Raw genomic sequence first — 12,430 nt, 5'->3', positions numbered from 1 at the left:
GCGCTCCAGTCGGCAGCGAATGGGAACGGCGTGCTCACTGCGGCTCACCCAAGCACGTAGTTGCGCACGGCGGCTCCGTTGCGGCCGATGACGTTCACCACGAGCCGCTCAAAGCTCGGCGTCGAGGCCCAGTCCTCGAGGGCCGATGGGTCCAAGACGTTGACCAGGCGCAGCGCGCTGACGCCTCCGGTGCCAGGTGCCGGCGTCGCCGGCTCGAAGCTGCGCGAAGCCACATCCGGCGCCGGCAGACCGACCAGACCGCCGCTCGCATAGCCCCGCCACGCTTCGAGCGCGCGCATCCCGACGCGGTTGAACTCGTACAGGAAGGGCAGCGCGCCAGGCTGCTTCACAACCTCTTGCCGATGCACGAACTCGCCGGCATGGACGATGCCGGCGGGCTCAAACTTCCCGCCGTCGCCGGTGTAGCCGCCCGACGCGAAGCCGATCGCGCTGGCCGCAGCCGTGGCCGCCTTGATGGCGATTTGCTGCGCCGCGAAGCGGACCATCTCCTGCGCGATGCCGCGAAGGAAGCCGAGCACCGCATCCTCGAGGTCCGCAGTGCCGTTGGCCAGGCCCTCGAGCGCCTGCGCCGCCTGGTTCGCGAAGGCATCTTCGAAGGCCTCGCCGACCGGGTCGACCTTGACCTTCAGCTGTGCCGTCTTGACCGAGAGCTGCTCGACGCCGGCAGCCAACGACGGGTCGCCGGAGATCGCGGCGAGCTCACGCATCTTCGGGATCAGCTCATCGATCTGTTCGGCCGTGCGCCGCGCCGCCTCGGCCATGCGCTCCTGGCCAGTGGCCGGATCGATCTGGCGCGTATCGACGTCGAGCTGGATCCGCTCCCGCGCAATGCTCTGTTGGGCGAAGATCTCCTGCACGCGCTGCTGCAGCTCGCCGAGCTCGCCCTTGGCCTTCTCGATGTCGATGACCTGGTCGAGCTTGAACAGCGCTTCGTCCTTGCCCGTGCGCAGCAGGTCCGACCGCAGCTGTGAGAAGCGCGCCTCGATTTGCTTGGCCGAGGCCTCGGCCGCCTGGCCCGTCGCCTGCAACCACTGGATCTCCACGTCCTGGACGCCGCGCTGAGCGCGTGCCTCGCGCTCAGTGTCATCGACCTCGCTCGCCAGCTTGCGCAGGCTCGCGACCCGCTCGTCGGTGAGCTTGAGCGCTCGGCGGTTGGTCTCCAGCCAGGCTTCGAGCCGCACACTGGCGCGTTCGTCGGACGCGGCTTCGCCGTCTTGTGCATTCGCCAGCCGGTTGCGCGCCTCGGCCAGCTGGGTGGTCAACGCCTGCTGCTGAGCGAGAAACGCGTTCTCGACGGGATCTTCCTTGGGACGCGGCGTGCGCTTGCGGTCCTTGAACTTCTCCTGGACATCGGCGAGCAGCTTGTCGTACTTCGCCTGGTCGATCGCGCCGATGTTCAGCGCCTCGTCCAGCTTCTTCTTGGCCTCGGCGATCTTGTCCGCGTTGGTGGCCACCGTCTTGGCCAGGCTGTCAGCCCACTGGCCAAGCTCGATGCGCTGCTGCTCGCGCTCCGCCGCGGTGCGCCGGTTGGCCGCGCGGACGTCACGATCGCGCTTCTCGCGCTCGAGCGCGGCCAGGCGCCGCTCGGCCCCGGCGAGGTCAGTGTCGACAGCGCCCCCCAGGGCGAATCCAGAGGCGCCTGAGCGCAAGGCCTGCACGGCCGCCGCGGCGTCCTTGATCTGCTGCTCGAGCGTGCCGGGCCGTCCGATGTCGAGCATCGAATCCCAGGCGTTCTTCGCGATGTTGGCGACCGTGCGCCAGGCGCGTTGCAGCGTGCCCAGGCTCTCGTTGGCCAGTCCATCGATCCGATCAGCCAGACGCTTCGACAGCTCCAGCTGTGCCTCCTCGCGGCGGCCTTGCTCATCGAGCTGCTGGATGTAGCGCAGTTGCTCGAGGCTCAGGAAGTGCAGCTGCTGGTTGAGCTGCTTGGCCGCCTCGCTCGGCTTCTCGAAGAGCTTGGTCAGTTCCTGGCCAGCCTTGTCGGTCGTCTGCCCCGTGATCAGGCCGTAGCTCTCCACGCTGCGCGTGAGGTTGGCGATCGTGTCGATGCCGAGCCGGCCGCTCTGGACCATCTGCGTGGCGACATCACGCGCTGCGCCCTTCGTGATGCCCGATGCCTTGGTCGCTTCCTCCGCGAGCTCTTCGATCCGCCCGCGTGTCGCGCCAGCGAAGTTGCCCGTCGCCTGGATCGCGACGTTGTACGCCTGGTTCTCTCGCTCGATCTGGACAAAGGCAGCGCCCAGGACGCCGACGGCGATCGCGGCGGCCGTCAGCGCGGCCGTCATCGGCGTGACCAGGCTGGAGACAGCCCGGAACGCGGGCCCGATACCCCCGAACGAATCCTTGATCTGGCCACCTTGCTGGATGGCCACCATCCAGGCCGGCGAGCCGCTGGCCAGGCTCGTGGCGACGTCGGTGATCTGCGCTGGCAGCTGGCGGTAGGCCTGGGCGGTCTGCCCGGCGGAGACGGCGGTGCGCTGATACTGGGTTTGCGCCTGCTGCATCAGCTTTGTGTGCTGAGCCAGGCTGAGGCGCCCAGAGGCCAGAGCAGCATTCAGCGTCTTCTGCGCATCGGCGAGGCGTTGTGCATCGCCCGCCGCGGGGTCGAGCGCGGCGATGAGGCGGCGCAGCTCCGCTTCCTCGCGCGAGGTCTCGTCGCTGGTCTTCCGCCGCTGGGCGGCGAGCTTGGCCTCGGCATCGGCCAGGCGGCGCTGCACGTCGCCCAGTTGCCGCGTGACCTCGATCAGCTGCTGCTCGGCCTGCGTGGCGCCACGGGCGGCCTGTTCGACCTGTTGAAGCGCTTCGGTGCCACCAGTACGCGAACCCTCGCTCTTGACCTCGCGCAGCTCGCCACGCAAAGCGGCGAGCTGCCGCAGGGCCTCGGCCATGTCGGCCTGGACCCGCAGCGCAACGTCCAGATCGCCCTTGCTTGCCACCAGGTGCCCCTTCCTACCCTCGCTTGAGATCGGCCAAGCGGCTCTTCGCCGCCTTGCCCCCTGCGAAACCTGCGTTCACGTCGGCGAGCCGCATGGCGCTGCGCCGCTTCTCCAGCTCCAGCGCCTCGCGGTAGAGGAGCTTCAGCTGGCGCTCGGTGCAGGCTTCGATGTCGGCGCGTGAGAGGCCGGCGACGGCGAGGAGGGTGATGTAGATCTCGGCGTAGCTTGCGCTGCGACCACGCGCTCCTCCTGCGCCCGCACCATGAGCCGGTTGAGGGCGCGCTGGACGAAAAAACGGCCGTTGCACCCCCACCAGGCCATGAGCAGCAGCTCGCCGTCGTCCGGCCGCAGCACAATGTCCGCCGGCAGGTCGCACGCCTGCATCACCAGCGGCATCAGTTCGTCGACGTGCCGCGTCATGACGTCGAGCGCTTCCTCGTAGCTCGGCGGACGGCCGCCTTCCAGGTACGAACTCAGCGTCTCGACCAGCGGCGCTGCGCGCGGCAGCAGCCGCAACCACTCGACGTGCCCGTACTCCCGCATCGTGACCACGCGACCCGAGAGGTTCAGGATGCGCTCCGGGTGCAGCACGTCGACGTCGCCGGCCGCAGCCTCCGCCTTGGCTGCGGCGGCCGCGTTCTTCTCGTGGCGGTTGCCGATCTTGCGAGCCATCGTGCCTCCGTCAAGCCGGCATCGTCACCTGGCGGAAGCGACCGAACTGGCCCAGGTCACCCAGCGCCGGCTTGCTGCTGTCCAGCAGGATGCTCGCCGAGATTTGCATGCCGGCCACATCGTTGCCGTCCGTGATCAGCGCCAGCTCTTGCAGCGGATCGGTCTGGAGCTTGTAGAGCTCGACGATCACCGGCGCATTTCCCTCCGCGAGGTTGATGCCCTCGTAGCGGAACTCCATCACCGGCGCCGGCTGCGTCATGAAGTTGACCTGCTTGCCGCCGGCATAGCCGTAGGCCGCCTTGAGCGGCATCGTCGGCGCCGGGCCGCTCGGCAGCGACAGGAATTCGATCGAGCCGAAGCGCGGATCCTCTTCGTAGTGCGTGTCGGCGATCGTCGCCGGCGAGCCGAGGCTGTCGGTGATGACCAGGTCCTCGATCCCGCCGTGGGCCAGCTTGATGATGTCGCCCACCGCCACGTTGCCCAGCACTTCGCCAGTGACCGTGCCGGCGGCGATCTCCGAGGCGGCGCCGTAGAGCTGCTCCGCGAGGGCCTCGGTGTCGATCTGGTGCAGCGTCGCCGCCAGCGTCATCGTCGTGCTGTTCGGAAAGCTCCGAACCAGCGACTTCTTGCCGCTGTAGCTCTCGCGGTGCTCGACCTTCTCGACGGCAGCCGCGAGCGTGAGCGTCGACACGTCGCCCCACCAGCGCCACTTGCCGCCGGACTTGCGGGTGAAGACCTTGCCCTGGCCGTAGTAGTAGCTTTCGATCATTGCGATCTCCTGTTGCGCGTGTGGATCGTGATCAGACAGTGCCGCCGACCGCCACGGCGATCTGCTTGCGGAGCAGCCATTCGGCGTCCGCCTCGTTGACCTCGAGCTCGGCTTCGGCCTTCAGCGCGCGGCCGGCGTGGGTGTGGTCCTTGAGCAGCTTGACCTTCACGATCTTCTGCGGCTGCTGCTGCACCTGGGGGGTCTTGCTCATCGGGATCTCCTTCGTCGCGCCTCAGCGCATCAGCACATGCGCGCTCTCGTAGGCCTCAACCCACAGCAGCGTCGCGTTGTCGTAGTCCATGACCGCGCCGCCGCGCCAGGCGCAAGCGGTCGCTCCCGGCGACGGCGGCACCCAGCCGATCAGCGCGGCGCGCACCTTGCCAAGCAGCGTGCGCAGCTCGCCGCGCAGCTGCGCGCCGCGCTGCTCGCGGTAGTTGCGCACCGCCAGCACGACGCCGAACTCGGCCGACGCGCCGGCCGCGCGCGCGCCGCGCGCACCGCCGTTGCCGCCAGATTCGTTGGCCAGCAGCACATATGCGCACGGCGGCTGGAAGTCGCGCAGCTGCGAGATCGAGGCGTACTCGGCCGCGCCTTCGACCAGGCGGAATTCCGGCACCTCGGCCTTGAGGCGTTCCATGACCAGGTCGGTATCGAACGGCTCGAAGTTCTGCATCGCCGTCTACCGGAAGGCCTTGAGCTGATCGCGACCGAACACGGCCGCGTCGCTCACGATCTGCACATCGCCACCGTTCGACTCGACCGTCTCATCGCCGATGCCGAGCGTGAACTTGCCGTCAGCCGCGAGCTGCAGCAGACGAAGCGCCTCGCGGTAGTCGCGCACGATCGGATCGTCCTTGTCCAGCGACTGGCGGTCCTTGTGCAACAGGTAGCGCGCGATCGCGCGCGACCAGCCGGTGACCACCGGCGGCACCGGAGCGGTCAGCGGCAGCGTGTAGCGGCGCGCCAGGAAGCCGTCGATCACGCCATCGGCCTCGCGGACCGCGTCGTCGACTCGAACGATCGCCGCGTCGGCAGCTTCTTGCTCTTCGGCGGTCCAGGCGCTGCGATCCTCGCCGCGCAGCGTCACGTCCATGAGGCCGTAGTCGACGATGTCCTTGTGGTCGGGGCTGGCCACCTGGGCCAGCTCGCGCGCACCGGGACGCTCGGCGAGTTCGGCATGAGACACGTAGGGCATGACGGTCGTTGCGTGGCGTTGAAGAGATTGCCGGGGCTATGCCAACACCATCCACCGTTATCCAGCCCCGGCATGAGGTTGGCGGTTTGAGCTCGACTTGGGCTCCCCGGCAGCCTCTCGAGCGAGGCCGCGGGATCGTTGCCCCTCCTTGGGGTGGTATCAGGTCGCCGGCGTCTCCGCCTTCTCAGGCTCGATGTCGACCTCGCTCACGACGAGCAGCGGCTCGGCCTTCAGAGCCTCGACCTGGTCGTCGGTGAGTTCGTCGAGCGGGAGCGTCTTCGCCTCGCCGGTGAACTCGAAGCCTGCGCGACGGAAACTGTCGCGACGCGAGATCACCTTGAGCGCCTTGATCGGCGCGCCGGCGACGCGCTGCGCAGCCGGCTTGCTGTTGTTCGTCTTGGCCATGTGCGAATCTCCTTGTCGTGGTGGTTCGCTCAGGCTCAGGCGAGCCAGGGGCAGACCAGCACTTCGGCGGTGTTGCGGTAGGTGTTGGTCGCGCCGTTGGCCAGGCGCTCGGCCTGGACGACATCGAGCGCAGCCTTCTCGAGGCTCGGCGGCACGACGAGCAGCTTCGGCGTGATCGCCAGCGGCTGGCCGGCGTCGCTCTTGAAGCTCATCATGGCCGCGCGAGCTGCCGCGTAGTTCGTCACGTCGAGCGTTTGCTTCGACATGTACGCGGTCTGCCACAGGCCGAAGCCGACGTTGAGCCGCGCGTCGACGCCCCAGACGAACTCCTTGCGGTCGAAGACGTTGTCATCCTTCAGGTCCGTCTTCGCGGTCAGCTGATAGTCGCGGCGCTTCTGCAGGATGATCGGCTTGACCACCTTGCTGGTGTCGAGCAGGAACCAGGGCGTGCTCGCGCCGCCGCCGTGGTTGCTCACGCTGACCTCGGAACCTTGCTTGCCCACCGGGTGGTCGGTGTCGAAGAAGTACTGGCCGTCGTAGCACAGCGTGCTGTCTCCGGCGGCGAGCAGCGCGAACACCAGCGAGTCGGGGTGCAAGGCCGCGTCTTGGCCGAGCTGCTGCACCAGCGGCGTGTAGACACCGTACTGGTCGTCTTCGATGTCCTCGCGAGGCACGCCGACAGTGTTCTCGAACGTCTTGTTCTTGATGCTGTAGTCGTGATTCTTGAGGTTCTGGATCTGGCGATCGCCGATCCACTCGCGGAAGCGGGTGGTCGCGCCCAGCCAGCCGTACTTCTCCTCGCGGGCGCTCGACGGCACCGGCATCGCGATCGCGCCGGACATCGGTTTGACGACTGCGAACGCGCCTTTGAAGGCAGCGTTGAAGGCCTGGTTCAGGATGGCCAGGTTGCTGTTGTTGATGATCATGGTGGTTCGCTCCTAGAAGCCGCGAGATCAGCCGACGCGGACCCAGACGCCGTCGGCGTCCACGTCCACGATCTTTCCGGCCACGCTGCGCGTGTTGCCGCCGTTGGTCTTCGCGACCGTCTCGTCGTCGACGATGTAGCAGTCGGCGTTGACGTCGGCGAGCGCGATCAGGTCGCCCGCCGCCGAGTTCTTGAAGCGGAACACGCCCTTGCGGTACGTGCCGCTCACCGCGCCCGCGGCGCCGGCGCTGTTGTCCGCGCGCGCCTGCGTTACGCCGACGCACTTGAGCGTGGTCGAGACGGCGCCGGGCGTGCCGTAGCCCGCGGCGTTGATGCAGAACAGCGAGCCGGCATGCATGACGGTCGCGGCCGCCAGCGGGGCGGAGAAGTCCACGCCGTCGCGGCGCGGGGTGTCACGGTCTTTAGTGAGGGCCACGTTGCGCTCCTTGAGTGGGGTGGCGGTGGGTCAGGCCTGCGCGGTCGCGCCCGCCTTGAACTGCTCGACGGTCAGGCCCATGCGGCTGCACACCGCCAGCTCGTCGGCGCTGAGCGCACCGTCGGCGCCGCCCTCGGGCTTCTTGCCCTTGGTCTGGGTGCCACCGAGCGCCGCGATCGGTTGCGCGGTCTTGAGGAACGACGTGAGCGCCGCGATGTCCTTCTTGCCCAGTTCGCGAGCCCAGGCTTCCTGCTCGCCAGCCAGCAAGCGGCCGTCGGCTAGCGCGGGCTCGATGAGCTTGGTGACTTCGTCTTCCTGCAGGCGCGCGGTCAGCGTCGCGACCTGGCCCTGCAGCTGCGTGACCACCGAAACCGGGGCGAACTTGGCCGGATCCGCGCTCGCCGCCTTCAGCTGCGTGCAGGCGGCCACCAGCGCGGCGCCATCGGCCTTGTCGTCGAGCTCGAGCGCCTTGCGCACGCTGGCGAGCGAAGCGCTCAGGTCCTTGATCGGGCCGATCGCGGTCAGCGCGGCGATGGCTTGGTCTTCGGTGGCGGTCTGCTCGAGACCGAACGCGGCGATCATCGCCGCGAGCAGCTTGTTCATGGAGTGGTCCTCCTGGGTGGAAGCAATGCCGAAAGTGGCGGCTGCGCGCAGCGCCAACGGCTCCATGCCGTCGATCGCAGGCGAGTTGGTCAAGGCGCCCATCAGCACCTCGAGAACCGTGCCCGTCTGCTTGTCGAAGGTGAAGACGGGGCTGAAGTAGCGGTATTCCTTGGCGCCGATCAGATCGCTCGCACGCTGCGTGAGCTCGGCGACGGCGAACAGGCCACGCCCCTCGCGCCAGACCAGGTCCTTGATGAAGGCGGCCGCCGGCGCGGGTTGGCCGTTGGCTTCCTTGTTGAGGGTCTGGTGCTCGTAGTCGATGACCGGCGGCGTCTTGCGCTGGCGGAAGCGCTCGATCACGCGGCTGGCGCTGGCAGCGTCGATGCGCCAGGCGTCGACGGGCATCTCCCGGCCGTCGCTGGGCCGGAACGCACCGGCGGGCACGAACTGGAGCTCGATTACATGGCTGCCTCCCTCGAGCGCGGGCAACTCGAAGGCGCAGGCGGCGAGCGCGAGCCCTACTGCTGCGGTGAGTGCGGTTCGGCGATGCATGGGCGCATCGTCGGTTCGCACGCCCCGCGCATCATCGGAACGAGTTCAGATTGTCTGCGGCCCTCAGCTGCTCAACAGCTCGCGGAGGAACTCGGCTGTTCGCTCACGCACCTCGAGCCGATCGCGATCAGACAGGCCAAGGAAGGGGCGCGCCGGCATCTTGATCGTGTGCGCGCCGATGGTGACACGCTGGGCCACGGCGCCCTTGCTCGCCTTCTTGGCGAACTTGCGGCTCAGCTCGCCGGCCTTGTTGGCGCGACGGTACACGTTCTGCGACCTGGCCGCGATGCTGATCTCGCCCCCGAACTGGTGAATCGCGCCATAGGCCCGATTCGTGCCGACGGCAACGGTATCGCTGCCCTCGACCTGGTAGGCGATCTGGCCGCGCAGGAAGCCTCGGAGGGTGAGGATCTTGTCCTTGTTGCGGCGCTTGCGCTTCAAGTACCGCGGCGACAGCGCCTGCCAGGTCGAACCGTCGGGGGCCACCTGCGCCTTGAATCGATCCTGCGTCGACGCGCCCAGGTACTCGCCGAGTTCAGCGAGCAGCGGCCCCGGGCTGGCCAGCAGTCGCTCGACCTTCTCCAGACGCTCGGGAGCGCGCTGCAGATCGAGGTCGATGATGAGCGTGGTACCGGCCATGCGCGGTCACTCGGTCGGTTGTTCGTCGATCTCGATGGCGCGAGGGACCGCGAGCTCGCCCGTGATCATCAGCGGCCATTCGAGCTCGAGTTCGGGGTTGGCCAGCGCCGTCAGCTGAAGCATCACTTCGAACAGCGCTTCGCTCAGCACCAGCAACGGCACGAAGACCCAATGCCGCTCGACGACCAGCGGCGCCTGCCCATAGAGGTCGCCGATGTGGACCGGGCAGATGCCAAACCAGCCCTTGTGCGTGCAGGTCATCTTCACTGGTCGTCCTCCTGCGGCCGGCGGAACAGTCGCACACCGACGCGCCAGTCGTCGGCCACGCCCGTGTTGTCGGTCAGGCTGGTCAGCCCAGCCCAACCGTCCTGCCCGAACTCCACGACGACCACGGCCGGGGAAGCCTGGCCGACGTCGAACTGGGCGAGATAGCGGCGCCGCACGACGGCCTTGCTGCTGTCGTAATCCCATTCCACGCGCGCCCAGATCTCGTCCGGATCGAGCAGCGCCTGCGCGACCAGCGGCAGGGTGCGGCCGCGGCCACCGCGATCGGCCTGCAGCTCGCCGGCGCCGTCTTCGAACAGGGCGCGACCGATCACCAGGCGCTCGCCGATCGCGTCGGTGAACACCCGCGGCTGCTCGAGCGTCGCGCCGAAGGCCTGCAGAAACTCGCCGGCGTAGTCGCGATCGCGCAGCCCGCCAGGCAGCAGCTCGGAAGCCGGAAACGGCCGCGGCGGCGGCATCGGTCCAGGCGCCCGCAGGTTCGGCAGGCCAGGCCCGCCTTGGTTGCCTGGCAACGGCGGTTCCGGCCGCTGCGGCGGGATCGAGCTGTTCAGCCTCGAGGCGCCGGGCGTGTACTCGAAGCCGGGGTCGATGCCTTCCGGCACCCGGACCTTGCGCGGCCCATTGGGGCTGCGCTGGCCGATGGTGTGCTCGACCATCGTCACCTCAGGCGCCTGGTCGGGCCCGGACTTCCCAAGCTGCTCCAGATCTCGCAGCGACAGTCCGCGCACCGAGCACTGGCAGCCCCATCCGTTCGGCGGGAAATGCTGCTCCCACCACGGATCCGACGCATCGAGCACCAGGCCATCCCAGGCCACGTGCTGAGCGCGGGGGTGCTCGACCCAGTCGGCATGCACGTACTGCCAGAACGGCGTGCGCGGGCCGTTGCGCAGCTGTTCGTTGCGCCCGGCCGCGTAGCTCGTGGTCAGGTTCGTCTCGTAGATCACGCGGCTGCGCCATTCGCGCCCGCCGCGGTAGTCCCAGCCGTGCGTCGCGACGATGCGGTCGAAGTCGCGCCGGAACTCCTCGAGCGTGGTGCCGTCGGCGATCGCGCGCTCGATCGCGCCCCGGAAGTCAGCCACGATCGCATCCCGGGTCGCGCCTGCGACGACGAACGCCCAGTCGTGCTCGCGCGTGTAGACGTCGGTCCAGGCCGCGGTCGGCAGGTTGAGCTTGCGCCGGAAGAACTCGCTTTGCTCCCGAAACGGCAGCGAGCCGTAGGCCGCGGCAGCGTCAGGCACGGCCGGCGCCGCCGGCGGCGGCCTCCTGCAGGATCTCGTAGCGCCCGGCCAGCGCGGCGGCCGCCAGAGCCTGAGCCATCGCGTCTGCGTACTGCTGCAGGTCCATGTCCGGCAGCAGCTGCTCGAGCCCGTCGCGCAGCTCTTGCAGCGAGCTCACCCGCTCCACCAGCGTGCGCACCTGGTCGATCCATTGCTGCGTTGCCGGCGCGACGTCGCGCGCCAACTGCGTGCGCATCAGCTCGATGGGCTGCGCGATCGCCGTCGCGGCCGCGGCTGGGGGGCGCGCCGCCAACGCGGCGAACATGGCCGACACCAGCGCGGTCGCTGCAGCCACCTCCGGCGGTGGCACCTGAGCGGGCGGCTGGCCCGGCACCGGCGGCGCGGGCGGAGGCGGCTCGGGCGGCATGCCCAGCACTTCCTCGCCTTCTTCCGCCTGTGGAATGCCGAGCTTCTCATGGACCCATTGCACCGTCGGCCGCACGCCCAGCTTGACGAGGCCGGGCAGCGACTCGGCATAGCTCGCCATGTCCTCAGGCTCTTCCGCGTTGAGCCGGAAGCGGCCGCAACGCCCAATACCGTCGGGCGCCAGGCCGTTGAGAACGGCGATTGCGTAGACGAGGTCGCGCGACAGCGTCGAGTTGATCTGCCGCACGTCGGCATCGCGCAGATCCTTTCGCACCTCGTTGTGCACGTTGCCCAGCGCGTTGGTGCTGCTCTTGCCGTCTGCGCCGCTCGTCAGCGTGCCGCCAAGGATGACCTTGCTCTCGGTGCGTTCGCAGACGTTGATCATCAGCTCGAACGAGGCCGGGTCGCCCTCCGCCGCCTTCTGGAACTCGATCATCATCCCCTCGGGCACGATGCCCGAGGCCTTGTGGCCGATACCGGCCAGCGCGCGCAGCAGCGTTGCCTTCTCCGCCTCGCTGGCGCTCCTGGGGTACTTGCCCAGGCGCACGGGGATGCCATAGACCTCCAGGAACTCCGCCAGGTCGCCGAGGCTGTAGTTCTTGAAGAGGTAGGGCCAGACCAGCTGACGGAACAGCGCCGTGCGTTCGATGTAGCCGCTCTTGGCCTTGTGGACATGGGTGATCCAACCGAACGGGCGCAGTGGCTCACCCATCACGCCGTCGACGCTCGTGTTGCTGCGCAGGCGAATCTCTTGCTGCTGGCCGCGGTGCGTCATGAACCAGGTCTGCGGCCGGTGGGTGATCTTGGCCGGCAGCCAGGCGCGACCCTCGCGTCGCCACTCGATCTCGAGGTTCACGAAGCCCTTGCCGATCGAATCGGTCAGATCGAACAACATGTCCTCGAAGTCGGGGATCTGGCGCACCAGTTCCTCGATCTGCTTGGTCCGCTTCTTCTCCGCAGCGCTGGCATTCACCGGGTCGACCAAGTCCCAGTCGAGCAGCAGCGCGCGGCGACGCTTGCCCATCTCCGCCGCGATGTGCCCGTCCTTTTCTTCCATGTCCTCGAACAGCTCGTACTGGGCGACGATGTCGCCCTGCTCGGCGGTGTCGAGGATGTTGGCCAACCGGCTCGGTGTCAGGCCGCGCGAAGGGTGCCGGGCGAACTCGCGCTGCAGGTGCGTCAGCCGCGCCGTCTGCGGTTCGGCCAGGTCGGAAAGGGCGGCGCGTTCGATCGGCCGACCGTCCGGCCCGAGGATCTGGGGGATGGTCATCGTGTGTTCTCCGTTCGGTCGGCTCGGGCCCTGTCCCGGCCATGTCGCTGCAACCCCGCTGCAACCCCCTGGAAGACGC

Annotated in this window: 14 protein-coding genes; all 14 read right to left on the bottom strand. The window is 68.5% G+C overall.

Going from position 1 to position 12,430, the window contains the following annotated elements:
- Positions 1 to 44 precede the first annotated feature (44 nt).
- Complete coding sequence (locus tag ACO2TI_RS10005) at positions 45 to 2,957, bottom strand: phage tail length tape measure family protein (protein WP_423283959.1); 2,913 nt, start codon at positions 2,955 to 2,957, stop codon at positions 45 to 47.
- 141 nt (positions 2,958 to 3,098) lie between these two features.
- Positions 3,099 to 3,629: a DUF6631 family protein gene (locus ACO2TI_RS10000; RefSeq protein ID WP_423283958.1), complete on the bottom strand. Its 531-nt coding sequence runs from the start codon at positions 3,627 to 3,629 to the stop codon at positions 3,099 to 3,101.
- A 10-nt stretch (positions 3,630 to 3,639) separates the two neighbouring features.
- Positions 3,640 to 4,398 carry a hypothetical protein gene (locus tag ACO2TI_RS09995; RefSeq protein ID WP_423283956.1) on the bottom strand — a complete coding sequence of 253 codons (759 nt, stop codon included), beginning with the start codon at positions 4,396 to 4,398 and terminating at the stop codon, positions 3,640 to 3,642.
- A 31-nt stretch (positions 4,399 to 4,429) separates the two neighbouring features.
- Complete coding sequence (locus ACO2TI_RS09990; RefSeq protein WP_423283955.1) at positions 4,430 to 4,609, bottom strand: DUF7210 family protein; 180 nt, start codon at positions 4,607 to 4,609, stop codon at positions 4,430 to 4,432.
- A gap of 21 nt (positions 4,610 to 4,630) precedes the next feature.
- A complete protein-coding gene (locus ACO2TI_RS09985) occupies positions 4,631 to 5,071 on the bottom strand; it encodes a phage tail terminator protein (RefSeq protein WP_423283953.1) in 441 nt (146 codons plus the stop codon).
- A gap of 6 nt (positions 5,072 to 5,077) precedes the next feature.
- Positions 5,078 to 5,593: a gp436 family protein gene (locus ACO2TI_RS09980; RefSeq protein WP_423283952.1), complete on the bottom strand. Its 516-nt coding sequence runs from the start codon at positions 5,591 to 5,593 to the stop codon at positions 5,078 to 5,080.
- A gap of 159 nt (positions 5,594 to 5,752) precedes the next feature.
- Entirely contained in the window at positions 5,753 to 5,998 is a 246-nt protein-coding gene (locus ACO2TI_RS09975; RefSeq protein ID WP_423283951.1) for an HI1506-related protein, read from the bottom strand.
- Between the two features lie 35 nt (positions 5,999 to 6,033).
- Positions 6,034 to 6,924, bottom strand: coding sequence for a Mu-like prophage major head subunit gpT family protein (locus ACO2TI_RS09970; protein WP_423283950.1), 891 nt, complete (start codon positions 6,922 to 6,924; stop codon positions 6,034 to 6,036).
- A 27-nt stretch (positions 6,925 to 6,951) separates the two neighbouring features.
- Complete coding sequence (locus ACO2TI_RS09965; protein ID WP_423283949.1) at positions 6,952 to 7,359, bottom strand: hypothetical protein; 408 nt, start codon at positions 7,357 to 7,359, stop codon at positions 6,952 to 6,954.
- A gap of 30 nt (positions 7,360 to 7,389) precedes the next feature.
- Entirely contained in the window at positions 7,390 to 8,514 is a 1,125-nt protein-coding gene (locus tag ACO2TI_RS09960) for a phage protease (protein WP_423283947.1), read from the bottom strand.
- A gap of 63 nt (positions 8,515 to 8,577) precedes the next feature.
- The gene (locus tag ACO2TI_RS09955; RefSeq protein WP_423283945.1) at positions 8,578 to 9,153 is read right to left on the bottom strand and encodes a phage virion morphogenesis protein; all 576 of its coding nucleotides are present in this window, start codon (positions 9,151 to 9,153) and stop codon (positions 8,578 to 8,580) included.
- 6 nt (positions 9,154 to 9,159) lie between these two features.
- The gene (locus ACO2TI_RS09950) at positions 9,160 to 9,420 is read right to left on the bottom strand and encodes a hypothetical protein (RefSeq protein WP_423283944.1); all 261 of its coding nucleotides are present in this window, start codon (positions 9,418 to 9,420) and stop codon (positions 9,160 to 9,162) included.
- On the bottom strand, positions 9,417 to 10,676 hold the full coding sequence (locus tag ACO2TI_RS09945) for a PBECR2 nuclease fold domain-containing protein (protein ID WP_423283942.1): 1,260 nt from the start codon (positions 10,674 to 10,676) through the stop codon (positions 9,417 to 9,419). The genes ACO2TI_RS09950 and ACO2TI_RS09945 overlap by 4 nt, the downstream gene beginning before the upstream one ends.
- Positions 10,669 to 12,351, bottom strand: a complete 1,683-nt coding sequence (locus tag ACO2TI_RS09940; protein WP_423283940.1) for a DUF935 domain-containing protein — start codon at positions 12,349 to 12,351, stop codon at positions 10,669 to 10,671. The genes ACO2TI_RS09945 and ACO2TI_RS09940 overlap by 8 nt, the downstream gene beginning before the upstream one ends.
- Positions 12,352 to 12,430 lie beyond the last annotated feature (79 nt).

The sequence above is a fragment of the Caldimonas sp. KR1-144 genome (assembly GCF_049446155.1).
GTDB lineage: Bacteria > Pseudomonadota > Gammaproteobacteria > Burkholderiales > Burkholderiaceae_C > Rivibacter.
Note: the sequence above shows the minus strand (reverse complement) of the source record. Positions and strands in the feature narration are given on the sequence as shown.